The 24,928-nt window shown below is 68.9% G+C and carries 24 protein-coding genes; 11 read left to right on the top strand and 13 right to left on the bottom strand.

Annotation, left to right across the window (positions count from 1 at the left end):
* Position 1: 1 nt before the first annotated feature.
* From hpnE to QN315_RS11395, 9 genes are all read left to right on the top strand, one after another.
* Entirely contained in the window at positions 2-1,303 is a 1,302-nt protein-coding gene (hpnE, locus tag QN315_RS11435) for a hydroxysqualene dehydroxylase HpnE (protein WP_323989389.1), read from the top strand.
* A gap of 150 nt (positions 1,304-1,453) precedes the next feature.
* The gene (gene shc, locus QN315_RS11430) at positions 1,454-3,391 is read left to right on the top strand and encodes a squalene--hopene cyclase (RefSeq protein ID WP_323993426.1); all 1,938 of its coding nucleotides are present in this window, start codon (positions 1,454-1,456) and stop codon (positions 3,389-3,391) included.
* A 39-nt stretch (positions 3,392-3,430) separates the two neighbouring features.
* The gene (locus QN315_RS11425) at positions 3,431-4,069 is read left to right on the top strand and encodes a hypothetical protein (protein WP_323993423.1); all 639 of its coding nucleotides are present in this window, start codon (positions 3,431-3,433) and stop codon (positions 4,067-4,069) included.
* A gap of 249 nt (positions 4,070-4,318) precedes the next feature.
* On the top strand, positions 4,319-5,638 hold the full coding sequence (locus QN315_RS11420; protein ID WP_323989388.1) for an acetate/propionate family kinase: 1,320 nt from the start codon (positions 4,319-4,321) through the stop codon (positions 5,636-5,638).
* The gene (locus QN315_RS11415) at positions 5,631-8,030 is read left to right on the top strand and encodes a phosphoketolase family protein (RefSeq protein WP_323989387.1); all 2,400 of its coding nucleotides are present in this window, start codon (positions 5,631-5,633) and stop codon (positions 8,028-8,030) included. The genes QN315_RS11420 and QN315_RS11415 overlap by 8 nt, the downstream gene beginning before the upstream one ends.
* A gap of 78 nt (positions 8,031-8,108) precedes the next feature.
* Positions 8,109-8,456, top strand: a complete 348-nt coding sequence (locus QN315_RS11410) for a DUF3147 family protein (protein ID WP_323993420.1) — start codon at positions 8,109-8,111, stop codon at positions 8,454-8,456.
* 109 nt (positions 8,457-8,565) lie between these two features.
* Positions 8,566-8,853 (top strand): ribbon-helix-helix protein, CopG family, encoded by a 288-nt coding sequence (locus tag QN315_RS11405; protein ID WP_323989386.1) that lies wholly within the window; start codon positions 8,566-8,568, stop codon positions 8,851-8,853.
* Positions 8,850-9,131 carry a type II toxin-antitoxin system RelE/ParE family toxin gene (locus QN315_RS11400; RefSeq protein ID WP_323989385.1) on the top strand — a complete coding sequence of 94 codons (282 nt, stop codon included), beginning with the start codon at positions 8,850-8,852 and terminating at the stop codon, positions 9,129-9,131. Before QN315_RS11405 ends, QN315_RS11400 begins: the two co-directional genes overlap by 4 nt.
* 226 nt (positions 9,132-9,357) lie before the next feature.
* Positions 9,358-10,109 (top strand): IS5 family transposase gene (locus tag QN315_RS11395; RefSeq protein ID WP_176641871.1). Its coding sequence is split into 2 segments (ribosomal slippage): positions 9,358-9,688 and positions 9,688-10,109, totalling 753 coding nucleotides; the frame shifts between segments, so codons are not numbered across the junction.
* Positions 10,110-10,122: 13 nt separating this feature from the next.
* Here QN315_RS11395 and QN315_RS11390 read toward each other — a convergent pair.
* From QN315_RS11390 to purU, 3 genes are all read right to left on the bottom strand, one after another.
* On the bottom strand, positions 10,123-11,031 hold the full coding sequence (locus tag QN315_RS11390) for a DMT family transporter (protein WP_323989384.1): 909 nt from the start codon (positions 11,029-11,031) through the stop codon (positions 10,123-10,125).
* A gap of 157 nt (positions 11,032-11,188) precedes the next feature.
* A complete protein-coding gene (locus QN315_RS11385; RefSeq protein WP_323989383.1) occupies positions 11,189-13,270 on the bottom strand; it encodes an EAL domain-containing protein in 2,082 nt (693 codons plus the stop codon).
* Positions 13,271-13,608: 338 nt separating this feature from the next.
* A complete protein-coding gene (purU, locus tag QN315_RS11380; protein WP_323989382.1) occupies positions 13,609-14,490 on the bottom strand; it encodes a formyltetrahydrofolate deformylase in 882 nt (293 codons plus the stop codon).
* A gap of 186 nt (positions 14,491-14,676) precedes the next feature.
* Between purU and QN315_RS11375 the strand changes: the two genes are divergently transcribed.
* Positions 14,677-15,183 (top strand): DUF2721 domain-containing protein, encoded by a 507-nt coding sequence (locus QN315_RS11375; RefSeq protein ID WP_246285419.1) that lies wholly within the window; start codon positions 14,677-14,679, stop codon positions 15,181-15,183.
* 266 nt (positions 15,184-15,449) lie between these two features.
* Positions 15,450-15,581, top strand: coding sequence for a hypothetical protein (locus QN315_RS11370; protein ID WP_281362735.1), 132 nt, complete (start codon positions 15,450-15,452; stop codon positions 15,579-15,581).
* Positions 15,582-15,614: 33 nt separating this feature from the next.
* Here the strand turns inward: QN315_RS11370 and QN315_RS11365 are convergent, their stop codons facing one another.
* The 10 genes from QN315_RS11365 to QN315_RS11320 all read right to left on the bottom strand — a co-directional run bounded on the left by QN315_RS11365 (position 15,615) and on the right by QN315_RS11320 (position 24,924).
* Positions 15,615-17,273, bottom strand: a complete 1,659-nt coding sequence (locus QN315_RS11365) for a glycosyltransferase family 39 protein (RefSeq protein ID WP_323989381.1) — start codon at positions 17,271-17,273, stop codon at positions 15,615-15,617.
* Positions 17,274-17,451: 178 nt separating this feature from the next.
* Positions 17,452-18,219, bottom strand: a complete 768-nt coding sequence (locus QN315_RS11360) for a glycosyltransferase family 2 protein (protein ID WP_408904632.1) — start codon at positions 18,217-18,219, stop codon at positions 17,452-17,454.
* Between the two features lie 14 nt (positions 18,220-18,233).
* Complete coding sequence (locus QN315_RS11355; RefSeq protein WP_323989380.1) at positions 18,234-18,728, bottom strand: F0F1 ATP synthase subunit B; 495 nt, start codon at positions 18,726-18,728, stop codon at positions 18,234-18,236.
* A gap of 30 nt (positions 18,729-18,758) precedes the next feature.
* Positions 18,759-19,370, bottom strand: a complete 612-nt coding sequence (locus QN315_RS11350; RefSeq protein ID WP_323989379.1) for a hypothetical protein — start codon at positions 19,368-19,370, stop codon at positions 18,759-18,761.
* Positions 19,371-19,384: 14 nt separating this feature from the next.
* The gene (locus QN315_RS11345) at positions 19,385-19,609 is read right to left on the bottom strand and encodes an ATP synthase subunit C family protein (RefSeq protein ID WP_012224283.1); all 225 of its coding nucleotides are present in this window, start codon (positions 19,607-19,609) and stop codon (positions 19,385-19,387) included.
* 56 nt (positions 19,610-19,665) lie between these two features.
* The gene (locus QN315_RS11340; protein ID WP_176641113.1) at positions 19,666-20,415 is read right to left on the bottom strand and encodes a F0F1 ATP synthase subunit A; all 750 of its coding nucleotides are present in this window, start codon (positions 20,413-20,415) and stop codon (positions 19,666-19,668) included.
* Between the two features lie 33 nt (positions 20,416-20,448).
* Entirely contained in the window at positions 20,449-20,784 is a 336-nt protein-coding gene (locus QN315_RS11335) for an AtpZ/AtpI family protein (protein WP_176641112.1), read from the bottom strand.
* Positions 20,785-20,961: 177 nt separating this feature from the next.
* Positions 20,962-22,539 (bottom strand): bifunctional phosphoribosylaminoimidazolecarboxamide formyltransferase/IMP cyclohydrolase, encoded by a 1,578-nt coding sequence (gene purH / locus QN315_RS11330; RefSeq protein ID WP_323989378.1) that lies wholly within the window; start codon positions 22,537-22,539, stop codon positions 20,962-20,964.
* 88 nt (positions 22,540-22,627) lie between these two features.
* Positions 22,628-23,440, bottom strand: a complete 813-nt coding sequence (locus QN315_RS11325; protein ID WP_323989377.1) for an aminotransferase class IV — start codon at positions 23,438-23,440, stop codon at positions 22,628-22,630.
* A complete protein-coding gene (locus QN315_RS11320; RefSeq protein WP_323989376.1) occupies positions 23,437-24,924 on the bottom strand; it encodes an anthranilate synthase component I family protein in 1,488 nt (495 codons plus the stop codon). Before QN315_RS11320 ends, QN315_RS11325 begins: the two co-directional genes overlap by 4 nt.
* Positions 24,925-24,928 lie beyond the last annotated feature (4 nt).

Raw genomic sequence — 24,928 nt, 5'->3', positions numbered from 1 at the left:
CATGGCGGGGCATGTCCATATCGTCGGCGGCGGGCTGGCGGGCCTGTCGGCCGCGGTGGAGCTGGCCGGCAGCGGCGTGCGGGTGACGCTCTACGAGGCCGGGCCGGCCTGCGGCGGGCGGGCGCGGTCCTATTACGACCGGCACCTGGATTGCCGGATCGACAATGGCAACCATCTGCTGCTGTCGGCCAATGACGCGGTCTTCCGCTATCTGGGGTTGATCGGCGCGGAGCGCAGCCTGGTGGGGCCGGCGCGGCCGATCTTTCCTTTCGTCGACCTGCGGGACGGCACGCGCTGGACGCTGGACCTGTCGCGCGGGCGGGTGCCGTTCTGGCTGCTGTCACGCCGGCGCCGGGTGCCGGGGATGCGGCTGGGCGAGATCCGGTCGCTGGGCCGGCTGACCGAAGCGGCGAAGGCGGCGGGAGAGAAGACCGTGGCGGACTGCCTGCTGCCCGGCATGCTGTCGGCGCGGCTGCTGGAACCGTTCGCCGTGTCGGCGCTGAACACGCCGTGCGCGACCGGCAGCGCCGCCCTGCTGGGCGCGGTGATCCGCGAGAGCCTGGCCAAAGGCGGGGCGGCCTGCCTGCCGCGTTTTCCGGCCGAGGGGCTGTCGGAGAGTTTCGTCGATCCGGCGATCGATCACCTGACCCTGCTGAAGGCGGACATCCGCACCGGGTGCCGGGTGTCCGCCGTGCGGGCGGAAGGCGGGCGCGTGGTCGCGCTGCGCCTGCCCGAGGGCGACGTGGCGCTGGGCCCGGACGACGCGGCGATCCTGGCCGTGCCGCCGCCGGTGGCCGCCGGCCTGCTGTCCGGCATCCTGCCGGGACTGACGGTGCCGGACGCCTTCGAGAGCATCCTGAACGTGCATTTCCGCCTGCCGGCGGCGCCGGCGGCGCTGGGCACGCTGGGGCGGGCGCGGTTCATCGGCGTGGTGGGCGGCGTGGCCGAATGGGTGTTCGTGAAGGGCGACGTGCTGTCGGTCACGGTCAGCGCGGCCAATCGGTATGCCGACGCCGAGCCGGACGCGCTGGCGGCGCGAATCTGGCACGAGGTGCGCGCCGCGCTGGACCCCGCCCTGGCCGCCCCGCTGCCGGCCGCCATGCCGCGCATGCGCGTGGTGCGCGAGCGGCGCGCGACCTTTGCCGCCACGCCGGCGCAGGAGCGGCTGCGTCCTGGCGCGCGGACGGCGCTGGACAACCTGTTCCTGGCCGGGGACTGGACGGCGACGGGATTGCCCGCGACGATCGAAGGTGCCATGAGGTCGGGGGCCACGGCCGCGCAGGCGTTGCGCGCGCGCAGGTAATTGGCCCAATATCCAGGATCTTAGCTCGGAACAGGTCCCGCAGGCGGCGGGGAACAGGGAATGATGGCGAACGCGACCGAGATGCTCGACACCTTACTCGATGCCGATGCCCGTGCCGATGCCAGTGCCGATGCTGGTACGGCCGTGCCGATGGACGCGCCGATGGCGGCGATCGATCGGGCGGTCGAGGCGGCGCACGGCGCGCTAGGCCGCCGCCAGAACGCGGACGGGCACTGGGTGTTCGAGCTGGAGGCCGACGCGACCATCCCGGCGGAATATGTGCTGCTGGAACATTACCTGGACCGGATCGACCCGGCGCTGCAGGCGCGGATCGGTGTCTATCTGCGCCGCATCCAGGGCGCGCATGGCGGCTGGCCGCTCTATCACGGCGGCAGGTTCGACATTTCGGCGTCGGTGAAGGCGTATTTCGCGCTGAAGGCGATCGGCGACGATATCGACGCGCCACACATGGCCCGCGCCCGCGCCGCCATCCTGGACCATGGCGGGGCCGAGCGCAGCAACGTCTTTACCCGCTTCCAACTGGCGCTGTTCGGCGAGGTGCCGTGGCATGCCACCCCGGCGATGCCGGTCGAGCTGATGCTGCTGCCGCGCAAGGCGCTGTTTTCGGTCTGGAACATGTCGTACTGGTCGCGCACCGTGGTCGCGCCGCTGCTGGTGCTGGCGGCGCTGCGGCCGCGGGCGGTCAATCCGCGCGGCGTGCACGTGCCCGAATTGTTCGTCACCCCGCCGGAGCGCATCCGCGACTGGATCCGCGGGCCGTACCGCTCGCCGCTGGGGCGGGTGTTCAAATATGTGGACAAGGTGCTGCGTCCGGCCGAGCGGATGATCCCGGAGAAGACCCGGCGCCGCGCGATCGCGGCGGCGGTGGATTTCATCGAGCCGCGCCTGAACGGCGTGGACGGGCTGGGGGCGATCTATCCCGCCATGGCCAATACGGTGATGATGTACCGCGCGCTGGGCGTGCCCGACAGCGACCCGCGCGCGGCCACCGCGTGGGAGTCGGTACGCGGGCTGCTGGTGGAGCATGGGGACGAGGCCTATTGCCAGCCCTGCGTTTCGCCGATCTGGGATACCGGGCTGGCCGGCCATGCGATGATCGAGGCCGCGTCGGGTCCCCAGGGCGTCCGCCCCGCCGAGACGAAGCGGACGCTGGCCGCCGCCGCCGCCTGGCTGCGCGACCGGCAGATCCTGGACGTGAAGGGCGACTGGGCGATCAACTGCCCGGACGTGCCGCCGGGGGGCTGGGCCTTCCAATACCGCAACGATCACTACCCCGACGTCGACGACACGGCGGTGGTCGGCATGCTGCTGCATCGCGAGGGCGACCCGGCCAGCGAAGAGGCGATCGCGCGCGCGCGGCTGTGGATCATCGGCATGCAGAGCAGCAATGGCGGCTGGGGCGCGTTCGATATCGACAACAATATGGATTTCCTGAACCACATTCCCTTCGCCGACCATGGGGCGCTGCTGGACCCGCCGACCGCCGACGTGACCGCGCGGTGCATTTCGTTCCTGGCGCAGCTTGGCCACGCCGAGGACCGGCCGGTGATCGAGCGCGGCCTTGCCTTCCTGCGGTCGGACCAGGAGCCGGAAGGGTGCTGGTTCGGCCGGTGGGGGACCAACTACATCTATGGTACCTGGTCGGTGCTGTGCGCCTATAACGCCGCCGGCGTGTCGCGGGACGATCCGTCGGTGCGACGCGCGGTCGACTGGCTGCGCGCCGTGCAACGCGAGGATGGCGGCTGGGGCGAGGATTGCGCGTCGTACGAAGGTGCGGCGCCCGGCCGCTATACCGAGAGCCTGCCGTCGCAGACCGCCTGGGCGGTGCTGGGGTTGATGGCGGCCGGCCTGCGCGACGATCCGGCGGTGGCGCGGGGCATGGCCTATCTGACCCGGACGCAGAAGCCGGACGGAGAATGGGACGAGGACCCGTACAACGCGGTCGGTTTTCCCAAGGTATTCTATTTGCGCTATCACGGCTATCGTCAGTTCTTTCCGCTGCTGGCGCTGGCGCGCTATCGCAACCTGGCGTCGAGCAACACGCGCCAGGTGGCGTACGGGTTCTGACCGTTGGCCTGTCCCGGCCGGCTGGGCGTCGTGGTGGGGATGGAGGCCGAGGCGGCGCTGATCCGCGCCGTGGCCCCCGAAGCTGCGGTCGGCATCAGCGGCGCGACGGCGGACGGCGCGCGCGCGGCGGTGGATGCGCTGCTGCGCGGGGGGGCGGAGGCGCTGCTGTCCTTCGGGCTGGCGGCGGGGCTGGACCCGGTGCTGCGGCCCGGGGCGGTGCTGGTGCCGGCGCATGTGCGCCTGCCCGACGGGCGGAGGCTGGCCGCCGATCCGGGCCTGGTCGCCTGGTTGGGCGGCGGGCGGCCGGACATCGTGACGGACGATCTGCTGCATAGCGACGCGGTCATCGTCACCGCCGGGCGCAAGGGAGCATGTTTCCGCCGTACAGGCTGTGCCGGGCTGGACATGGAAAGCGGCTTCGTCGCCGCGGGGGCGGTGGCGGCCGGCGTGCCCTTCACCGTGCTGCGGGTCGTCTGCGATCCGGCCGGGCGCACCCTGCCGCCGGCGGCGGTACTGGCGCTGAGGCCCGATGGCGGGATCGGGCTGGGGGGAATCCTGGCCAGCGTGCTGCGCCGGCCGGCGCAGATTCCCGCGCTGATCGCGCTGGGCCGCGACGCCGCGCGGGCCCGGGCGGCGGCGCGCCGGGTGCTGGGCACGCTTTTCGCGCCCGCCGGGTAGGCTGAGAGGCTTTATCACGCGCCCTGGGACGAGGGCGCTGCCCTCGACCCGCAAGGGGGCGCGGACCCCTTGACCCCAATTCGTTGATAAATAAGGCCCTCTGCCTTTGGTCTGGTTGGGGGCGGTGTCGTGGGATATGCCCGCCCCGTCGGCGGAAATGTCGCGCAGCTTTGATGCGCGTCAATGCCTGTCCTTGTGCCGGAGCACTACGTTGTCGTGGTTATCGCGGACAGCGGAGGGCGGTCTTTCATGGCGACGGCGATCCTTGCGCTCAATGCCGGTTCGTCCAGCGTCAAGTTCGCGCTGTTCCGGCAGGAGGGCGCGTCGGCAGCGGACCGTGTCGCGCATGGCGCGGTGGAGGGACTGGGCGGTGCCCATCCGCAGTTCCGGGCCGTGGGCGCCGATGGGCGCGTGCTGGCCGAGCGGCGCTGGGACGCGGCCGGCGCGGGGGACGACCCGCATCACGGGCCGGTATCCACCCTGATCGACTGGGTGGGGGGACATCTGGGGGATGTCCCGCTGCTGGGGGTAGGGCACCGGGTGGTGCATGGCGGCGCGGATTTCATCGCGCCGGTGCGGGTCACGCCGGAGGTCATGGCGCGGCTGGAGGCGCTGACCCCGTTCGATCCGCTGCACCAGCCCGCCAGCCTGGGGCCGATCCGCGCGCTGGGCGCGCTGCGGCCGGACCTGCCGCAGGTGGCCTGTTTCGATACCGCGTTCCACCACACCATGCCCGAGACGGCGCGGCGCCTGGCGCTGCCGCGCCGCTATGAGGAAGGCGGGGTGCGGCGCTACGGGTTTCATGGCCTGTCCTATGACTATATCGCCGGCCGTCTGCCGGACCTGTCGCCCCGGCTGGCGGCGGGGCGGACGGTGGTCGCGCATCTGGGCAACGGAGCCAGCCTGTGCGCGCTGGCGGCGGGACGCAGCGTCGAGACCACGATGGGGTTTTCGGTGCTGGACGGGCTGGTGATGGGCACGCGCTGCGGCCAGATCGACCCCGGCGTATTGCTGTACATGATGCGCGCCGAGGGGCTGGACGCCGCCGGGATCGAGGATGTGCTGTACCGGCGGGCCGGGCTGCTGGGCGTATCCGACCTGTCCGCCGACATGCGCGACCTGCATGCGCGGGCCGGATCCGACGGGCGGGCGGCGCAGGCGCTGGCGCTGTTCGTCTACCGGCTGACGCAGCAGGTCGGCGCCATGGCGGCATCGCTGGGCGGGGTGGACGGGCTGGTCTTCACCGCCGGGATCGGCGAGCACGACGCCGCGATCCGGGCCGCCGCCTGCGCGCGCCTGGGCTGGCTGGGGCTGCGGCTGGACGGCGCGGCCAACGCGGCGCACGCCCCGCTGATCAGCAGCCCGGACAGCGCGGTCGAGGTGCGCGTCATCCCCACCGACGAGGAAAGCGTGATCCGTCGCGATGTCGCGGATTGCCTGGGCGGGGTGTCCGGCCACGGGGCGGACGAGGCCCCTGCCCCTGGTTTCCAAAGGCCCGGTTTCGAAGGGCCCGATGCCGAAAGGCCCATTGCCGAAAGGCCTAGTTTCGAAAGGAACGATGATGAGTGAGACAACGATGCGTGACGCGAAGGCGAGCGAGACGGGGACGGGCGGTCCCCTGTCGGCGGCGGAGATCGCGCTGTTCGACCGCTGGTGGCGGGCGGCGAACTATCTGTCGGTCGGGCAGATCTATCTGCTGGCCAATCCGCTGCTGCGCGAGCCGCTGACGCTGGACCATACCAAGCCGCGCCTGCTGGGCCATTGGGGCACCACGCCGGGGCTGAATTTCCTGTATCTGCACCTGAACCGGATCATCCGCCAGCGCGACAGAAGCGTGCTGTTCATCGCCGGGCCCGGCCATGGCGCGCCCGGCGTGGTGGCCAGCACCTATCTGGAAGGTACGTACAGCGAATATTTCCCCGAAGTGTCGCAGGACCTGGCGGGGCTGGGGCGGCTGCTGAAGCAGTTTTCCTTCCCCGGGGGGATTCCCAGCCATGCGGCGGCGACCACGCCCGGCTCGATCCATGAAGGGGGGGAGCTAGGCTATTCCCTGTCGCATGCCTATGGCGCGGCGTTCGACAATCCGGACCTGGTCGTCGCCTGCGTGATCGGCGACGGCGAGGCCGAGACGGGGCCGCTGGCGACGTCGTGGCACGGCAACAAGTTCCTGGACCCGCGGACCGACGGCGCGGTGCTGCCGATCCTGCACCTGAACGGCTACAAGATCGCCAACCCGACCGTGCTGGCGCGCATTCCGCACGAGGAGCTGGATGCGCTGCTGCGCGGCTATGGCTATGCGCCGATCTTCGTCGAGGGGCACGAGCCCGCGCCGATGCACCAGAAGATGGCGGCGGCGATGGACCTGGCGTTCGACCGGATCGCCGCCATCCAGAAGGCGGCGCGCCAGCAGGGCCGGACCGAGCGCCCGGCCTGGCCGATGATCGTGCTGCGCAGCCCCAAGGGCTGGACCGGGCCCAAGGAGATCGACGGGCTGCGCACCGAGGGGTATTGGCGGTCGCACCAGGTGCCGTTTTCGGACCTGACCAAGCCCGGGCACCTGGAGGCGCTGGAGCGCTGGCTGCGCGGTTACCGGCCCGAGGAACTGTTCGACGAGAACGGCCGGCTGTTCGCCGACATCGCGGCGCTGGCACCCGTCGGCGAGCGGCGGATGAGCGCCAACCCGCACGCCAATGGCGGGCAGTTGAAGCGCCCGCTGAAACTGCCGGACATCACCCGCTATGCCGTGCCGGTGACGGTGCCGGGCGGGGATGTCGGCGAGGCCACGCGCGTACTGGGCGACTGGTTGCGCGACGTGATGCGCGAGAACCTGCCGGCACGGAATTTCCGCGTGCTGTCGCCGGACGAGAACAATTCCAACCGGCTGAACGCGGTGCTGGACGCGACCGGCCGCGCCTGGAACGCCGAGCGGTACGACTACGACGACCATCTGGCCCCGGACGGGCATGTGATGGAGATCCTGAGCGAGCATACCTGCCAGGGCTGGCTGGAAGGCTATCTGCTGACCGGGCGCCATGGGTTCATGTCGTGCTACGAGGCGTTCATCCACATCGTCGATTCGATGGTGAACCAGCATGCGAAATGGCTGAAATCGGCCAAGGAGGTGCCGTGGCGCCGCGCGATCGCATCGCTGAACTATCTGCTGACGTCGCATGTCTGGCGGCAGGACCATAACGGGTTCAGCCACCAGGACCCTGGCTTCATCGACCATGTCATCAACAAGAAGGCGGACATCGTGCGGGTCTATCTGCCGCCCGATGCCAATACGCTGCTGTGCACCGCGGCGCATTGCCTGCAGAGCTGGGACCGCATCAACGTCATCGTGGCCGGCAAGCAGCCCGAGCCGCAATGGCTGAGCATGGAGGAGGCGATCCGCCATTGCAGCGCGGGGATCGGCATCTGGGAATGGGCCAGCAACGACAAGGGCAGCGTGCCCGACGTGGTGATGGCCTGTGCCGGGGACGTGCCGACCCTGGAGACGCTGGCCGCCGTCAAGCTGCTGCGGGAGCACGCGCCGGACCTGAAGGTGCGGGTGGTCAATGTCGTGGACCTGATGACCCTGGAATCGGACGGCCAGCACCCGCACGGGCTGTCGGATTCCGCCTTCGACGCGCTGTTCACGCCGGACAGGCCGGTGGTCTTCGCCTTCCATGGTTATCCGCAACTGATTCACAAGCTGATCTACCGGCGCGCGAATGCCCGCAATTTCCATGTCCACGGCTTTCGCGAGGAAGGATCGACGACCACGCCGTTCGACATGGTGGTGCGCAACCGGCTGGACCGGTTCCACCTGGTGTCCAACGTCATCGACCGCGTGCCGGGCTTGGCAACCAGGGCGGCCTATGCCAAGCAGGCGATCCGCGACAAGCTGGTCGATCATGAGCGCTATATCGCCGAATATGGCCGCGACATGCCCGAGATCGAGGGCTGGCGCTGGGCATAGCAGGCCCTGACCAGCCCGCGCGGCGCCGCCGTCGACGGCAAGGCGGCGGCATGCGGTGCGAGGGTGGAAAAGGCCGTGATGTTCTTCGTTCTGAAGGCGGTGATGTCCGGGATTCTGATCGCGGCGGTCTCGACGATCGCGCGGCGTTATCCTGGGCTGGGGGCGCTGGTGGCGTCCCTGCCGCTGATTTCCGTGTTCGGCATGATCTGGCTGTGGCTGGAGACGCATGACCCGGCGCGGATGGAGGCGCATGTCGGCGCGACCTTCTGGTATGTCATTCCGTCCCTGCCGATGTTCCTGCTGATTCCATGGATGATGCGCCACGGCGTGTCCTTCGCCCTGTCGCTGGGCGCCGGCTGCGGCCTGACGGTCGGGCTGTATCTGGCGATGGTGTGGTTCAGCCAGCGGATGGGCGTGAGCCTGTAGAGTGGAGCATCTTCACGCGATCGGGTGACCGGCCGGCCGAACGATCGCGCTTGAAGACGGGTCAGGCCATCCCTTAATATTCGTTATGAACGCCAACTAAGAGGGTGGCATGAGCGACAAGCCTTCAGCGGGAAAGCAGGTGGTCAGCGTGCAAATGCCCACTGATCTGGTGGACGCAATGGATCGCTATGGGGAATCCATCGAACGACCCCGGTCATGGGTCATGCGGGAGGCCGTAGCGTCCTACCTTGCCTATGAGGCAGAAAAGGACAGGGCAACACGCAGGGCCCTGGCCGACGTGGATGCCGGCCGGCTGGTCAGCGCCGAAGCCGTCAAGGCATGGGCTGACGGTCTCGACAAGGAGACCCCTCTGCCGCTGCCGAAACCAGGGCAGTGAAATACCAATGGACAGCCAAGGCCGTATCCGATCTTCAGACGCTGACCGCAGATTTTGAGCATCCGGACGCCGCCGCGCGCGTGATGCGGCGGCTGGCGGCTGCGCCGGACGTGCTGATGCAGTTTCCCCGCATGGGGGCGCTCCTTCCTGGATTCGCTCCGCGCGAGGTCAGACGATTCATCGTGGATGATTACGAAATTCGCTATGAAGTGACCCGGGAAGCCCTTTTCATCACTGACGTTTTCCATACGCGCCAGGATCGAGAGACCTTCCATTAAAGGTCATATCGCCAGCAACTGACGGGTCACGGCGTCCAGAAAAGGACCAGCCGCTTGGAGGTGCCGGGGTCTGCGACCCCCTGCCGGGCCCGGGCAGAGCCCGGCCTGTCTTTCCGGCGGTCCAATGTTCGAGCGGATCGATATGCGTCCACCCGATCGCGATCCGTTCTAGGGTCTGTGGGGATTTGGGATTCCCATTTTAGCGGAGATGTGATTCACCCTCTGGATGGATCGCTTAGTACTGACCGATGCCCAATGGGCGAAGATAGAACCGCATTGCCTGGGTAAGCTGTCTGATCCCGGACGCAGTGGCCGCGACAACCGGCTATTCATTGAGGCGGTTCTTTGGATTGTCCGAACAGGCAGCCCATGGCGGGACCTTCCTGCCACATTCGGCAACTGGAATACGGCATTCCGTCGGTTTCGTGATTGGCGCGAAGCCGATGTTTTCAAGCGGATTTTTGATGCCTTGTCGGGAGACCCCGACATGGAATACGCCATGGTTGATGCCACTATCGTCAAGGTCCACCGGCACGGCCAAGGCGCAAAAGGGGGACTCAGAGCCAGGCCATTGGTCGTTCCAAAGGCGGGATAACGACCAAGATCCTGGCCCTGACCGATGCCTTGGGCAACCTTGTTCGCTTCAAACTGCTACCGGGGAACCGCTACGACACGATCGGCGTCGCCCCTTTGATCGATGGCATCAACTTCGAAGCCCTGCTGGGCGACAAGGCCTTTGATGCCAACTGGATCATCGAAGAACTCGACCAGCGAGGAGCGAAAGTCGTCATCTCACAACGGTCACAGCGCAAGAACCCGCGCGCCATTGACGAAGAGATATACAAATGGCGTCACCTGATCGAGAACTTCTTCTGCAAACTCAAGGAGTTCAAGCGCATCGCCATGCGAGCCTGCAAAACCGACCGGAGCTTCGAGGCGATGATATATCTCGCCGCAGGTGTCATCAACTCACGTTAAATCCCCACAGACCCTAGACAGTGCCGCGCCGGAGCAGCCGGTCGGCGCGGGCGAAGGTGACCAGGTTGCCCAGCAGGATCAGGGCGATGCCCAGGGTCATGTTGGCGGTCCAGCGCGTGCCCTCGCACACGACCGAGATGATGAGGGCGACGGCGGGGGAGAGGATCGTCGTATAGGCCGCGCGGTCGGCGCCGATGCGGTGCACCAGGTGCAGATAGGCCAGGAACGCGACCACCGACCCCGGCAAGGCGAGATAGAGCAGGGCCGCGATCCAGGCCGCATCGGCCGGGGCCGCAAAGCCGTGCCCCGTGGCCAGCAGGCGGACCGCCAGGAACAGGCAACCCCAGAGCATGCCGCGAAACACCGCGTTGGGCAGGTCGGTCCCCGCCGCCGCCGCGCGGCGCGACAGCATGTTGCCGCAGGAGAACAGGAAGGTGCCGAACAGCGCGAGCCCAGCCCCGCGCGCATCGATGCCCCCCTGGCCCACGCCCCCGTGGCCCATGCCCCCTTGGCCCACGCCGGTCATGACGGCGACGCCCAGGATGGCGACGCAGCCGCCCGTCATGCCGCGCCCGTCGGGACGCCGGCGGAAGAACAGCCACTGGTTGAGCGTGTTGAACAGGGTGGCCATGCTGAAGATGACCGAGACCATGCCGCTGGACAGCAGGGTTTCGGCATCGTAGATCGCCAGGAAATTGCCCGAGAACATGCACGCCCCCATCGGGGCCAGCCAGCCATGCAGCCGCGCCGGCACCCGGCGCAGCCGCCCCGACAGCGCCAGCCAGGCCCCCATCGTCAGCGCCGCGATCAGGAAGCGCCAGAAGATCGCCACGTCCGGCCGGGTCGCGCCGACCTGGACATGGATGGCGAACCATGTCGTGCCCCAGATCAGCACCACCGCCAGGAATAATGCGGCCAGCATGTGGGTTTTCTCCTTGTTCGGATGGGAGTTCCGTTCTTTTTTGAAAAAAAGAACCAAAAAACTTTTGGACGTTTTCGGGGCTTTTTGCAGAGTGAGCAAAAAGTCTTCTAAGAAACCAGGGTTTTTCCTTTCGGAAGATGGAGGATGAAGGAAGAGGTTAATCCGTCTGGTCCAGAAGGGGCTGGATGTCGGCGGCCGGGCATGGGCGGCTGATGAAATAGCCCTGGATTTCCGGGCAATTCACCCGCCTGAGGTAATCGAACTGTTCGCGCGTTTCCACGCCTTCGGCGGTGGCGATCACGTTCAGGCTGCTGCACAGGCCGGTGATCGCCCGCACGATCGCCGCCCCGTCGCCGCTGCCGTCGCCCAGGTTGCGCACGAAGCTGCGGTCGATCTTGATGCGGGTGAAGGGCAGGCTGTTGAGGAAGCTGAGCGAGGAATAGCCGGTGCCGAAATCGTCGAGCGCGATCTGGACCCCCATGTCGCGCAGGCGGCGCAGGATGCGGGCCGCGCGGGGCACGTCGTCGATCATCGCGGTTTCGGTAACTTCCAGTTCCAGCCTGCAGGCATCGAGCCCCGAGCGGCGCAGCGCGCCGGCCACGCTTTCGATCAGCCCGTCATGGCGGAACTGGGCGGCCGAGACATTCACCGACACGACGATATGCCGGGGCCAGGCGGTCGCCTGGCGGCAGGCGGCATCGAGCGTCCAGATGCCGATATCGTAGATCAGGCCCATGCTTTCGGCCGCCGGGATGAAAGCGCCGGGCGCCAGCAGGCCGCGGGTCGGATGCTGCCAGCGGATCAGGGCCTCGACCCCCACGATGCGGTTGCTGTCGACATTGAGAACCGGCTGGTAGAACAGCACGAATTCATGATGCGCCAACGCGCGCTGCAGGTCGCGTTCGAGATCCATGCGCTGTTGGCGCAGGCGGTCCATGGCGGGTTCGTAGAAGCGGATGCCGTCGCCCGAACGATCCTTGGCGTGCTGCAGGGCGATGTCGGCGTTCCACATCAGCGTACCGCAATCGGTGCCGTCGCCGGGGAAGCGGACGATGCCGATGCCCACGCCGACCGTGACCTCGTGCCCCAGGACCGACATCGGACGCGACAGCACCAGGCGCAGGTGCCGGGCCTGGTCCAGGAGGGCGGATTCGGACAGGTTCGCGATGAGCACGAGCGCGAACTTGTTGCCGCGGATATGGGCCGCGATGTCGGACGGGTTCATCACCCGGCGGACGCGGTCGGCGACGACGCGCAGCAGGTCGTCGCCGGCGGCGTGGCCCATCGTGTTGTTGATGCGCTTGAAGCCGAACAGGTCGAAATAGAAGATGGCGAAACCGTCGGGTTCGGTGTGGCACAATGTCCGCAGATGCGTCTGCAGACCCTGGAGATTGGCCAGGCCGGTGACGTCGTCATGATGTTCGAGAAAGCGGGCGCGGCTTTCGGCCCGGCGCAGGTCGGTCACGTCGTGGCAGTGCAGCATCACGCGCCCGTCGGAAAGCCCGGTCCAGGACAGGCGTACCGCCCGGCCGAGGCGCTGGATTTCGGCACCGCCCCGAAGCACTCCCCCCGGCGGGGCGTCATGCGGGAACGTGTCGTTTGCGGTCGCCTCGTCCAAAGGCGCCTTGTCCGGAATCGCCTGGCCCAGAGTCGCCTGCCCCGGGGACGCGCCGCCATGCAGCGTGCCGCCGCCGAGGCTGGAGAGCGAGGCCAGGATGGCGTCGAGCGGCGTCCCGGGCCGGAGCACCATGTCCGTCAGGCCGAGGATCTCGGCGAAGCGCGGATTGCAATAATGCAGGCCGCGATCCGCCCCGAACAGGGCGACACCTTCGGAGACATGCGGCAGGATCGATTGTGCCGCCCCATCGGACAGGCCGTCGGATGCCGCGGACATGTCAAAGACCAGCGCGCAGGAGAACGGCGCGTCCGCCGTGCCGGGGACCATGCCGGAAAGGGGCCGGATTTCCACCCGGGCAGGGAAGCGCGCGCCGGTCTTGCGCGCCAGCAGGGTGGTCCGGATGTCGGCCGGCGACGGCGCGCCGTCCGACGAGAGGGGAAACAGCGCGGCGAACGGGCGGCCGAGCATGTCGGACGCGCTGTAGCCCATCAGCCGTTCGGCGTCGGGGCCCCAACCGGCGACCTGGCCGGCCGCATCAAGAACGCAGACGAAATGATCGAGCGACGGCGCGGCGTCCGGCCTGGAGCGGGACGCGCGCGGCGTGTCGGTCAGCGCCGCCATAAGCGGCCATCTGTCAGGACCCAGCCGGCCAGTGAAGACAATATTCCTGCTCCGCGATCCGCCGGCGCTGGACCGTCATGGTCCGGAACGATCCCTCCGCGGGACCGGACCGCCGCCGGTAAAGACCGAGCGCGAGTCTAGTGTCCTGATTCCGAAATTCGCAAGCGAATTTTGGAATCGAAAGGACACTAGAATCAATATTTTAGTGGCCTGCTGATCCGAGAAATTCTCATAAGAATTTCTCGGGCAGGACACTAGGAAGTCCATGCGCCAAGTCAATATGGCTTCATCCGGCACGGCGCAGGTCGGTGCGACAAAGAAACGTTGCCGGCGAGGGGTCAGTCGCCGAAGACCACGGTCTTGTGGCCGTTGAGGATCACCCGGTCATCGAGATGGTAGCGCACGGCGCGGGCCAGCACGCGGCGTTCGATGTCGCGGCCCTTGCGCACTAGGTCGTCGGGCGTGTCGAAATGGCTGACCCGTTCGACGTCCTGTTCGATGATCGGGCCTTCGTCCAGGTCGGCGGTGACGTAATGGGCGGTGGCGCCGATCAGCTTGACGCCCCTGGCATGGGCCTGGTGGTACGGGCGCGCGCCCTTGAACCCCGGCAGGAAGGAATGGTGGATGTTGATGCACTGTCCCGACAGGCGCGCCGACAGCGAATCGGACAGGACCTGCATGTAGCGGGCCAGCACCACCAGTTCGGAATTGGTCTGCTGGACCAGGGACCACAGGCGTTCTTCCTGCGCGGCCTTGGTGTCCTGGGCGACGGGCAGGTAATGGAAGGGGATGTCGCCCATGTCGATATGGGCATAGGTGTCGCGCGGGTGGTTCGCGACGATGGCGGTGGGGGTCATCGGCAGTTCGCCGATGCGCCAGCGATAGAGCAGGTCGACCAGGCAATGGTCGAATTTCGACACCATCAGCAGGACCCGGCGGCGCTGGGCGCGGTCATGCAATGTCCAACTGATGCGGAAGCGCGCGGCCACCGCGTCCAGCCGGGCGCGCAGCCATTCGGTGCGTTCGGCGTCGGCGCGGCAGGAGAAGACGACGCGCATGAAGAACAGGCCGGTTTCGACGTCGTCGAACTGCTGGGCCTCGGTGATGTTGCCGTCGGCCTCGAAGAGCGTGGTGGCGATGGCCGCCACGATGCCCGGCCGATTGGGGCAGGACAGCGTCAGGGTATAGGTCGCCAGCATGCTGGCCGGGTCTTGGGTCATGTCGGGCAATCGTTTGAGCGAGTGAGGATACTCGATAAAATAATAACATAAAGCGTTTTCGCCGAACACCGGTTCGGCGAAAACGCCCTGTGTGGCGGACCGGGAACTCGACCCTGCCGGCAGCGCATTGACGGGTGGGGCCAGGATTGCATCATGCGGCTTTACCCGCCACGGAAAGACCCTGCCTTGTCCCCTTTTCCCGGATTGCTGCCCGATGAGCCGGTCGACAGCGTCGCGCACCTGATCCAGACTGCCCTGACCCCGATCTTCATGCTGTCGGGGATCGGGACGCTGCTGAACCTGTTCAACACGCGGCTGGCCCGCGTGTCGGACCATATCGAAAAGGCCACCGACGCCCTGAAGGCGGCCGCGAACCGGGCCGAGCGGCTGCATCTGCACCGGCACCTGACGCATCTGCACCGCCGGACGCTGCTGCTGGATGCGTCGATCCTGCTGGGGGCGGTCGGCGGCGCATCGACCTGTGGCGCGGCCTTCGTGCTGTTTCTGGGCAGTCTGCGCGATTCCGCGGTGGCGTCGTGGCTGGTGATGATGTTCGCGCTGGCGCTGGCCTGCACCGTGGGCGCGCTGGCGACCTTCCTGTGCGACAGCCTGGTGGCCTGGCACGGGCTGCGCGTCAGCACGTCGTGGGCACGCAAGGCACGATTTTCGGTTAAAACACCGAAAGGTCAATAAATGTACAGATTGCATATTTATTGACCATCTTTATCCGACGATCGCCATGTCGGGGGAGCCGGCGCCCAAACGGTCATCAGCGGGACGTGCCGGGCCGCTTGTTCAGCAGGGAAAATAAAGTTGGTCCTGTTCAAAGAGTAATCAGACTATTCGTTTAGAGATTACTATGCGTTTTCCTGTTATCAGACCCCAAGTTCTTTTGTGTTGCGTGTAGACGGGATTCCGTGTTGGTTCCGCCCGCAATCAAATCCAAGGGAATTCGGATAATGTTTATTCAGGAAATCGGTAACCTGGTCGCCAGCTCGATGCATTTTGCGTCGTTCGTGCAACTGGTCGCCTTTCTGCCCGCCGTCGCCGCGCTGATGCTGGCCACCGCGATGTCGGACCGCGTGGCCTGAGGCGACGCGCCCCGAAGGGCGGCCGCTGGTGATTCAGGGGGTCGCCGGCCCGAACAGCCCGATATCGAGATGTTTGCCGGTCGAGTAGTTGAGACCGGCGACGCGGCCGAATTCGGTCACGTCCAGCCCGTCCTGGCGCAGCCGGGCGCGGAAGGCGGGTTCATCCCGGCGATCGACCAGGGCGAGGCCGCAGGCGCGGTTGTCGCGCAGCAGGTCGGCCGCGCCGGCGGGGCCGACCAGGGCGGTATTCTGCCCGACCAGGAAGACCAGGCTGGGTTCGGAAAACGAGGCGGACGCCACGATCGTATCCGGGCATGGCCGGTAGTCGTCGACCAGGGCGGCGAGGCGGGGGCTGAGCCAGATCGCCTGCAGGTTGGGGATGACGGTCAGGAACAGGCCGACATGGATGATCGCCGCCGCCGCGATGGATGTCATGGCGGCGCGCAGCACGTGGCCGCCGATCACGAACCAGGCGGCGGCCACCACCAGCGGCAGCGCCCCCACCGGCACGATCAGCGCCGCCGGCACCACCTGGTGCTGCAGGCGCCACAGCAGGACGGGACCGGCCAGCGACAGGGCCACCCCGATGGCGAACCACAGCCCGCCATAGACCGCCAGCACGATTTTGCCCCAGCGCGCCGCCGGCCATGACCAGCGATGCGGCATGGCCATGATCGCGGCCGCCGTCAGCAGGGCGATGGCCGGATAGGTCGGCAGCACGTAATGCGGCAGCTTGGTCGCGATGGCTTCGAACACCAGCCAGTGCGGCACGATCCAGCAGAGCAGGAACCGCACGGAAGGCGTGCGCCGCCGCGCCCAGACATAAGGCAGCGCCATGGCCGCGAAGAGCGAACCCGGCCAGAAGGCGATGGCGAAGACGGCCAGATGATAGCCGGGCGGCAGGCCGTGCGCCTGCTGGCCCGAGGCGACCTTGCCCAGGAAATTGTTGCCCACCGCGCGGGCGAAGAAATCGCCGTGGCTGACGACGCCGATGGCGATGCACCACGGCAGCACGATCGCCAGCATCAGCGCCCAGCCCCAGGCGGGGCGTAGGCGGCGCCACCAGTCGGTCCGCCGCTCGACCAGCGCCAGGGCCAGCGGCGTGCCGAAGCCGGGGATCAGCACCACCGGGCCCTTGAGCATGAGCCCCGCGCCCAGCGCGCCCCAATAGAGCAGCGCCGTGGCGAGCGGGGTCGGCCGGTCGCGGTCGCGATCCAGCCAGGCGCGCAGCAGCGCGGTTTCGGCCAGCAGCACCGCCAGCAGGAGCGTGGTGTCGATGGTCGCCATGCGGCCCTCGGCCGTCACCAGCACCGCGACGGCGAGCAGGGCCGCCGCCAGCAGGCCGCTGGCCGGGCCGAACAGCGTGGCGCCGATCCAGGCGGTGAGCGTGACGGCGGCGGTCACCGCGATCAGCGAGGGAATGCGATAGGCCCAGACGGCGTGCCGGCGCAGCGTGCCGGTGGCGGCGACCGAGGCGGCTTCGAGCCAGTAGATTCCGGCCGGCTGCAAATAGCGCGGACGATCCTGGAAACGGACATCGATGAAATCGCCGCTGCGCAGCATCTGGGCGCTGGCTTCCATGTAGCGGGGTTCGTCACGGTCCAGCGGCGGCAGGCTGGCGCGACCCGGCAGGAAGATCAGGAAGGTGCACAGCGCGAGCAGAACATAATGGCGCATGGTCAGCCGCGTCATCCGGCACGTGTCCTTAGGGCATCATCCGGCCGGATGGACTCCGACCGGATAAAGATGATCGCCAAAACAGTGAACTAGAGCATCATCCGACCGGATGGGCGCATTCGGTCGGATAAAGATGCTCGCTAAAACAATGAGCTAGAGCCATATTCGTGAACCGGTGTGAACGGATATGGCTCTAGCGTTCGGTGACGCGACGTGGGAGCCTTGTGCGGTTGTTCAGCCACATCACGCCCATCAGGTCCCGGATGCCGACCAGCGCCCGGTTGAGGTTCGTGTATTTGGAATGCCCGTGCAGGCGGCTGCGGTGCCGCACCGGCAGGCAGACCAGCGGCACGCCGTAATGGCCCATCAGTGCCGGCAGGAAGCGGTGCAGCCCTTCGAATTGCGGCAGGCGCAGGAAATCGGCGCGCTGGAACAATTTCATCGGCGCGCCGGTATCGGGGCAGCCGTCGCGCAGCAGCCGGCGGCGCAGCCCGTTGGCCAGGCGCGTGGCGACGACGCGCGACAGCCGGTCCTGCCGGCGGAGGCGGACGCCGACCACCAGCGGGGGCCGGCCCGGAGCCTGCTGCGCCGCGTCGAGCATGGCGGCGATTTCCATGGGGTCGTCCTGCCCGTCACCGTCGATGGTGGCGATCCAGCGGCCGCGCGCGGCCTCGATGCCCGTGCGCAGCGCCGCGGACTTGCCCAGCCGCCGGTCGTGGCTGAGCACCCGCAGATTGGGCAGCACGCCGGCCTGCCGCGCCGCCAGCAGGGCGTCGACCGTGCCGTCGGTGCTGCCGTCATCGACGAAGATGAATTCGCAGGCCGGCAGGCGGGCGGCGGCTTGGGCCATTTCGGCGCAGACCGGACCGATATTCTCGGCCTCGTTCAGGACCGCCGCGACGATGCTGAGCACGATATCGTGCGCGGCGTCCGGGCGATCGGAAGGCGGGGGGGCGGTCAGAAACGCGGCCCCGGTCAGGCGGCGTGCCGGGCCAGGGCCGACGGCAGGTCGGCGATGGCCCGGTCGATGATCGCGGCGCCGGCTTCGGCCGGCAGGGCGGCGGCGAGCACGTCGCGCGTGGCGGCGACGGCGACGTCGATCGCCGCCTGCCGGACCTCGCGCACCGCGCTGCGTTCGGTGGCCGCGATGCGGTCGCGGGCCATCTGTTCGCGTCGCAGGGCGACGGCCTCGGCCTCGCGCTTCGCGGCCTCGGCGATGCGGGCGGCCTCGGCGAGGGAATGTTCGACCAGGGCGCGGGCCTCGGCCAGCGTGGTCTCACGCTCGCGGGTCGCATCCTCGAGCATCTGCTCGGCCTCGCGCCGCAGGCGGGCGGCCTCATCGAGGTCGGCGCGGATGCGCGCGGCGCGGCCGTCCAGCGCGGCGGCCAGCGGGGCCCACAGCTTCCTGCCGAACAGGACGAAGAAGAGGACGAACGCGACAGCCGACCAGAAACGGGGTTCGTGCAGCATGAGGATGGACCTGTTCCTTTGCGTCCGCGGTCAGAAGCCGCGCGCGGCGGCGGCGTGATCCACCTGCCGGGCCAGCAGGTCGGCCGGCGCGGACGTGCCGGTCACCTGGTGGACCAGGGTCTGCGCCGTGTCGCCGGCGATCTGGCGCAGCGACCCGAGCGCTTCGGCGCGGGCGTGGGCCACGCGGGCCTCGGCGTCGCGGATTTCCTGCGCGAGGCGGGCATTCATGTCCTGCGTCTGGCGAAGGGCGGCGAGGCGCGCGTCCTCGATCACCTTTTCGACGTTCGCCTGCGCCTCGGCCATCGCGGAGCGGCGGGCCTGGTGCAGTTCGTCCACCGCGGCGTCGGCATCCTGCTTGGCGCGGCGGGCGATGTCCAGATCGTTGTCGATCGTCTGGCGCCGGCCGGCCAGCACCTTCTCGACCCTGGGCAGGGCCGAGCGGCTGAGCAGCAGGTAGAGCACCAGGAAGATCGCGCCGCCCCAGATCACCTGGCCGATGACCAGCGGGTTGGCGAAATCGAGCTGCGGCATGCCCACGGCGCGCGCGCCCGGCGCGGCCATGGCCAGCAGCGGCAGGGCCAGCGCGCACGTCGCGAGAGACGACGCCGCCTTGCGGGTGATCGACACCGCGGAACGTGCCACGTCGGCCTCCGGACTTAGACGAACAGGATCAGGAAGGCGATCAGCAGGGCGTAAAGGGCCACGGCTTCGGTCAGGGCGAAGCCCAGCATGCCCAGGCCGAACACGTGCGGACGCGCGGCGGGGTTGCGGGCGATGCTGCTGACCAGCGTGGAGAAGATGTTACCCAGGCCGATGCCGACGCCGGCGAGGGCGATAACGGCGATACCGGCACCAATTTCCCGGGCTGCAGCGATGTCCATAGCGAGGCTTTCCTTGGTTGTTCAGGCGTTCAGGAGAGGCTGGGGATAGGCCGCGATCAGTGTGCGACCGCCTCCCGCAGGTAGATGCAGGTGAGGATCGCGAACACGTAGGCCTGGAGCGCGCCCACCAGCAGTTCGAGCGCCATCAGCGCGACATTGATGACCACCGGCCCGACGGCGAGGACATCGCCGAACAGGCCGAGCCCGGCCAGCATGATCGTGAAGGCGGCGAACATTTCGAACATCACGTGGCCCGCCACCATGTTGGCGAAAAGACGGATCGACAGGCTCACGGGACGGGAGAGGAAGGAGAGGATTTCGATCGGCACCAGCAGCGGGGCCAGGGCCAGCGGCGCGCCGGCCGGCATGAAATGCGCGAAGAATTTCGCGCCCTGGACCCTGAGCGACACGATGACCGACAGCACGAACACCAGCAGCGCCAGCGCGAGCGTGACCGCGATATGACTGGTGAAGGCGAAGGAAAAGGGCAGCAGGCCGAGATAATTGCCGGCCAGGATGAAGAAGAACAGCGTGAAGACGAATGGGAAGAAGGCGCGGCCCTCGGCCCCGATCGTATCGACCGCCATGTCGTGGATGAAATCGTAGCAGATTTCCGCCGCGGCCTGCAGGCGGCCCGGCACCACGGCGGCGGGGCGCATGCCCAGATAGAGGAAGCCCAGCACCAGGGCCGACGCCACGATCATCATCGCCGGCGACTGGCTGAAGCGCAGCGATTGACCCAGCCCACCCAGAACCGGATGGAGCGCGAACTGGCCCAGTGCGTCGATGGTGGATCCGGCCGCCAACTTCGTCTTCCCTCTACCGTTCCGGCCCTGCGGTTACAGGCCCGGCTTGTCCCCCGGCGTGTCCAGCGGCCTGACCAGACGCCAGACATTCAGCACGCCCGCAGCGCCGCCCAGGAACGAGAACAGGATCAGGAAGGCCGGGCGCGTGCCGAGCCACCGGTCGAGCCCCCAGCCGATCGCGACACCGACCGCGAGGGCCGATACCATCTCGGTGCCCGCCCTGAGAACCACGCCCAGGGCCGACATGTCGCTGGCGGACAAGCCGCTGCCCTGCGCCGCCGGCGCCGCCCGGTCCGGATTGTTCCGGTCCATGGCCTGCTTCAGGCGGGTATCGAAGGACTGGCGGGAGCTGTCCGTATCCTTACCCAATGTTCACACCTCCAGGCGGGTGCAGGCGCTAGCTAACGACGCGGCATGAGGCTGTCAAGCAACGCGCACCCCCGATGCGCGGAAAACGGGGATATGCACGGCCGCCGCGGGCATGACGGTTTCGAGATAGGTCCTAACGCGCGGCGGGCCGCCCGGCTGCGCGGGCGTCGCCGCCGGTCAGTGGCGGAAATGCCGCATGCCGGTGAAGACCATGGCGATGCCCGCGCGATCGGCGGCGGCGATGACCTCGTCATCGCGGATCGAGCCGCCCGGCTGGATCACCGCGGTGGCGCCGGCGGCGATCGCGGCCTCGAGCCCGTCGGCGAAGGGGAAGAACGCGTCGGAGGCGACCACGCTGCCGGTGGTGAGCGGCTGGTCCAGCCCGGCGGCGCGGGCGGCGTCGGCGCCCTTGAGCGCGGCGATGCGCGCGGAGTCCACGCGGCTCATCTGTCCGGCGCCGATGCCGACCGTGGCCTGGCCGCGCGCATAGACGATGGCGTTGGACTTGACGTGCTTGCCGACGCGGAAGGCGAAGACCAGATCGGCCATCTCGGCCTCGGTCGGGGCGCGGCGCGTCACGACGCGCAGCGCGTCGGGCAGGATGCGGCCGTCGTCGCGCGTCTGGGCCAGGAAGCCGCCGGCCACGGAACGGACCACCACGCCGCCCTGGGCCGGGTCGGGCATGGCGCCGGTCAGCAGCAGGCGCAGGTTCTTCTTCCTGGCCAGGATGGCCTGGGCCTCGTCCGTCGCGTCGGGGGCGACGATGACTTCGGTGAAGATCGTGGCGATGCGCGACGCGGCGTCGGCGTCGAGCGTGCGGTTGAGCGCCACGATGCCGCCGAAGGCCGAGACCGGGTCGCAGCGCAGGGCCAGGTCCCATGCCGCCGACAGGCTGTCGGCGGTGGCGACGCCGCAGGGATTGGCGTGCTTGACGATGACCACGGCGGGGGCATCGAATTCGGCCACGGCCTCGAACGCGGCGTCGGTGTCGTTGAGGTTGTTGTAGGAGAGCGCCTTGCCCTGCACCTGGCGCGCGGTGGCGACGCCCGGGCGGGTGCTGCCGTCGGCGTAGAAGGCGGCCTGCTGGTGCGGGTTTTCGCCGTAGCGCAGGCTTTCGCGGCGGATGCCGGCGATGGTCAGCCGTTCGGGCAGCGCGTCGCCGCGCAGGCCGGCGAACCAGGACGCGATCGCGGAATCATAGGACGCGGTGCGGGCATAGGCCGCGCCGGCCAGGTCGCGCCGGGCGGCCAGGGTGGTGCCGCCGGCGGCCAGGGCGTCGATCACCGCGCCGTACTGGGACGGGTCGGTCAGCACCGCGACATGGCCGTGATTCTTGGCCGCCGCGCGGATCAGGGCCGGGCCGCCGATATCGATGTTCTCGATGCAGTCCTCGGGGCCGGCGCCGGAGGCCACCGTGGCCTCGAACGGATAGAGATTGACCGCCACCAGGTCGATCGGGGCGATGCCGTGTTCGTCCATCTGCGCCAGGTGCGCCGGCAGGTCGCGCCGGCCGAGAATGCCGCCATGGATCTGCGGCACCAGGGTCTTGACCCGTCCGTCCAGGATTTCGGGGAAGCCGGTATGGTCCGAGACCTCGGTCACCGGAAGGCCGGCGTCGCGCAGGGCGCGGGCCGAGCCGCCGGTCGAGAGGATTTCGGCGCCGTGGGCGAGCAGCGCGCGCGCGAGGTCGAGCAACCCCGTCTTGTCGGAAACGGAAATCAGCGCGCGGCGGACCGGCACTTGCGTCTGGGTCATCGCGGGGGCGACCTTTCACGGATGGACGGACAGGAAGCCCGCGTCCTTATCCAACCCGGGCCGGTGGAGCAATGATCCTGTGCGCCGGTCAGTCCCGCAGGGCGGCGCGCACCCTGTCCGCCAGCCCGTCCGGGCAGGGCAGCGGGTCGCCGTCGAGGCTGGCGATGGGGCGCACCGACAGGCTGTTGACCAGCAGCGCGCCCCGGGCGGCGCGCACGTCACCGGGGGTGAGCGGGGCCTCGGCCGCCAGGCCCCGCGCCAGCAGCACGGCGCGGGCGATGCCCGGCAGGGCGCCGTCATCGAGCGGCGGGGTCAGGAGCCCGTCGTCGCGGCTGACCAGCAGGGTGCTGATCGTGCTTTCGGCGAGGCGGCCGGCGGCGTTGAGCAGCAGGGCGTCGTCGGCGCCGCACTGTTCGGCTTCGAGCCGGGCGAGGATATTGGGCAGGTAATTGAGGCTTTTGACCCGCGACAGCGGCGAGGCGGCGTCACGCGTGATGCGGGTGCTGACGACCACGCGCGCCGGGGTCGGGACGGCGGCGCCGGACGCGGCGGCGGGAAAGGGGACGACCAGCAGGGTCGGCGCGGGGCGCGGGGGCGGCAGCAGGCCGCGCGGGCCGGCGCCGCGCGTGAGCGTCAGCCGCAGCGCGCCGTGGGCGACATCGTTGCGACGCAGCACCTGGCACAGCGCGTCCTCGATCCGGTCGAGGTCGGGCGGGGGGAAGCACAGGATGGCGGCCCCCTGGCGCAGCCGGTCGAGATGGCGGGACAGGTGGGCGATCCGGCCGTCGGCCACGCGCATCGTCTCGAACAATCCGTCGCCCAGGGTCAGGCCGCGATCGGCGGGGTCGATCCGCGCCTGATCGGCCGGCACCAGCCCGTCATTCAGCCAGAGCCAGGTCATGTCCCGCCCCCTATGGGGCCGGGGGACCGGTCGGCCCCGAACAGGGCCAGCAGCGGTGCGATCTTGAGGCGCATTTCGGCATATTCCCTTTCGGGGTCGGACAGGATGGTGATCCCGCCCCCGGCGGCGGCGGTGATCGTCCGCCGGGTGGTGGCCAGGGCGCGGATGATGACCGAACTGTCCATCGCGCCATCGGTTCCGATGCGGAACACCGCGCCGCAATAGGCGCCGCGCGGCGAGGATTCGAGCCTGTCGATGATCTGCATGGCGCGGTGTTTCGGCGCGCCGGTGACCGAGCCCGGCGGCAGGGCGGCGCGCAGCAGGTCGAGCGCGTCGTATCCCGGCGCCAGGGTGGCCGCGATTTCGGACACCAGGTGATGGACGTGCGCGAAACGTTCGACCGAAAACAGTTCGGGCACGCGCACGCTGCCCAATTGCGCGACGCGGCCGAGATCGTTGCGCATCAGGTCCACGATCATCAGGTTCTCGGCGCGCTCCTTCTCATCCGTCGCCAGGGCGGCGCGCAGGGCGTCGTCCTGTTCGGGGGTGGCGCCGCGCGGGGCCGTGCCCTTGATCGGCCGGCTGCGCGCCACGCGGTCGGGGCCGAGCTGGATGAAGCGTTCGGGCGAGGCGGACAGCAGCCCGAAATCAGCCCCGCACGCCAGCCATGCGCCGAACGGCGCCGGGCTGGCGCGGCGCAGGGCGCGGTAAATGGCGTGATCGGCCAGCCCGCACGGGCGCGCGGCGCGCAGGCGGCCCGTGATGTTGACCTGGAAGATGTCGCCGGCCGCGATCCGGTCCACCGCGCGGGCCACGGCGGCGACATAACCGGCATGCGGCCGGTCCGGCACGAAATCGAGGCGCGGCAGGCCGGCCGGCAGCGGCGCGGGGGACAGCGCCGCCCATTCGGCCCGCATGGCGGCGAACAGGGCATCGGGCGCGGGGGCGATGCCGGCGAGATGCACCTGGCGGCGCACCCGGTCGAACAGCAGCGCGTGGTCGTAGAGGCCGGCGGCAAAATCCGGCTGGCCGGATTCCGGGTCGGGTGCGTGGCGGGTGGCGAGTCCTTCGAGGGCCTGACCGAGCGCGTAGCCGGCGAAGCCGATCGCGCCCCCGGCGAAGGGCAGCGGATCATCGCCCTGCCCCATTTCGGCGCCCGTTTCGGCGCCCGTTTCGGCAGGCGGCACCGGGGCGGGCAGGAGGCGGCGCAGCACGGCCAGCGGGTCGGCGGCGAGCGGGTGGGTATCGGGCAGCGCCGTGCCGTCCAGCCGGCAGGGGGCGCCGCGCCGCCAATCCAGCGTGTGGCGCGGGCGGCGACACAGGATGGTCCAGCGGGCGCGGATCGCGGGGTCGCCGCCGCTGTCGAGGCAGGCCAGCCATGCCTCGTCCCGCCAGGCCCACAGCACGTCGTCGGGGTCGCGCCAGGGCAGGGTGAGCACACGGACGGGACCGGCCGGCATGGGCGCCGGCAGGGATGCCAGCATTCGG

The organism is Nguyenibacter sp. L1 (assembly GCF_035199985.1).
Classification (GTDB): domain Bacteria; phylum Pseudomonadota; class Alphaproteobacteria; order Acetobacterales; family Acetobacteraceae; genus Gluconacetobacter; species Gluconacetobacter vanlangensis.
The sequence above is the reverse complement of the archived record's forward strand: the minus strand, read 5'-3'. Positions and strand labels throughout refer to the sequence as shown.

Coding starts and splice junctions, on each gene's coding strand:
- QN315_RS11390 (WP_323989384.1), bottom strand. CDS start 11,031: ATGCTGGCCGCATTATTCCTGGCGGTGGTGCTGATCTGGGGCACGACA.
- QN315_RS11420 (WP_323989388.1), top strand. CDS start 4,319: ATGGCGACGGCGATCCTTGCGCTCAATGCCGGTTCGTCCAGCGTCAAG.
- purU (WP_323989382.1), bottom strand. CDS start 14,490: ATGACCCAAGACCCGGCCAGCATGCTGGCGACCTATACCCTGACGCTG.
- QN315_RS11410 (WP_323993420.1), top strand. CDS start 8,109: ATGTTCTTCGTTCTGAAGGCGGTGATGTCCGGGATTCTGATCGCGGCG.
- hpnE (WP_323989389.1), top strand. CDS start 2: ATGGCGGGGCATGTCCATATCGTCGGCGGCGGGCTGGCGGGCCTGTCG.
- QN315_RS11405 (WP_323989386.1), top strand. CDS start 8,566: ATGAGCGACAAGCCTTCAGCGGGAAAGCAGGTGGTCAGCGTGCAAATG.
- QN315_RS11425 (WP_323993423.1), top strand. CDS start 3,431: ATGGAGGCCGAGGCGGCGCTGATCCGCGCCGTGGCCCCCGAAGCTGCG.
- purH (WP_323989378.1), bottom strand. CDS start 22,539: ATGACCCAGACGCAAGTGCCGGTCCGCCGCGCGCTGATTTCCGTTTCC.
- QN315_RS11365 (WP_323989381.1), bottom strand. CDS start 17,273: ATGACGCGGCTGACCATGCGCCATTATGTTCTGCTCGCGCTGTGCACC.
- QN315_RS11370 (WP_281362735.1), top strand. CDS start 15,450: ATGTTTATTCAGGAAATCGGTAACCTGGTCGCCAGCTCGATGCATTTT.
- QN315_RS11355 (WP_323989380.1), bottom strand. CDS start 18,728: ATGCTGCACGAACCCCGTTTCTGGTCGGCTGTCGCGTTCGTCCTCTTC.
- QN315_RS11325 (WP_323989377.1), bottom strand. CDS start 23,440: ATGACCTGGCTCTGGCTGAATGACGGGCTGGTGCCGGCCGATCAGGCG.
- QN315_RS11415 (WP_323989387.1), top strand. CDS start 5,631: ATGAGTGAGACAACGATGCGTGACGCGAAGGCGAGCGAGACGGGGACG.
- QN315_RS11320 (WP_323989376.1), bottom strand. CDS start 24,924: ATGCTGGCATCCCTGCCGGCGCCCATGCCGGCCGGTCCCGTCCGTGTG.
- QN315_RS11385 (WP_323989383.1), bottom strand. CDS start 13,270: ATGGCGGCGCTGACCGACACGCCGCGCGCGTCCCGCTCCAGGCCGGAC.
- shc (WP_323993426.1), top strand. CDS start 1,454: ATGGACGCGCCGATGGCGGCGATCGATCGGGCGGTCGAGGCGGCGCAC.
- QN315_RS11345 (WP_012224283.1), bottom strand. CDS start 19,609: ATGGACATCGCTGCAGCCCGGGAAATTGGTGCCGGTATCGCCGTTATC.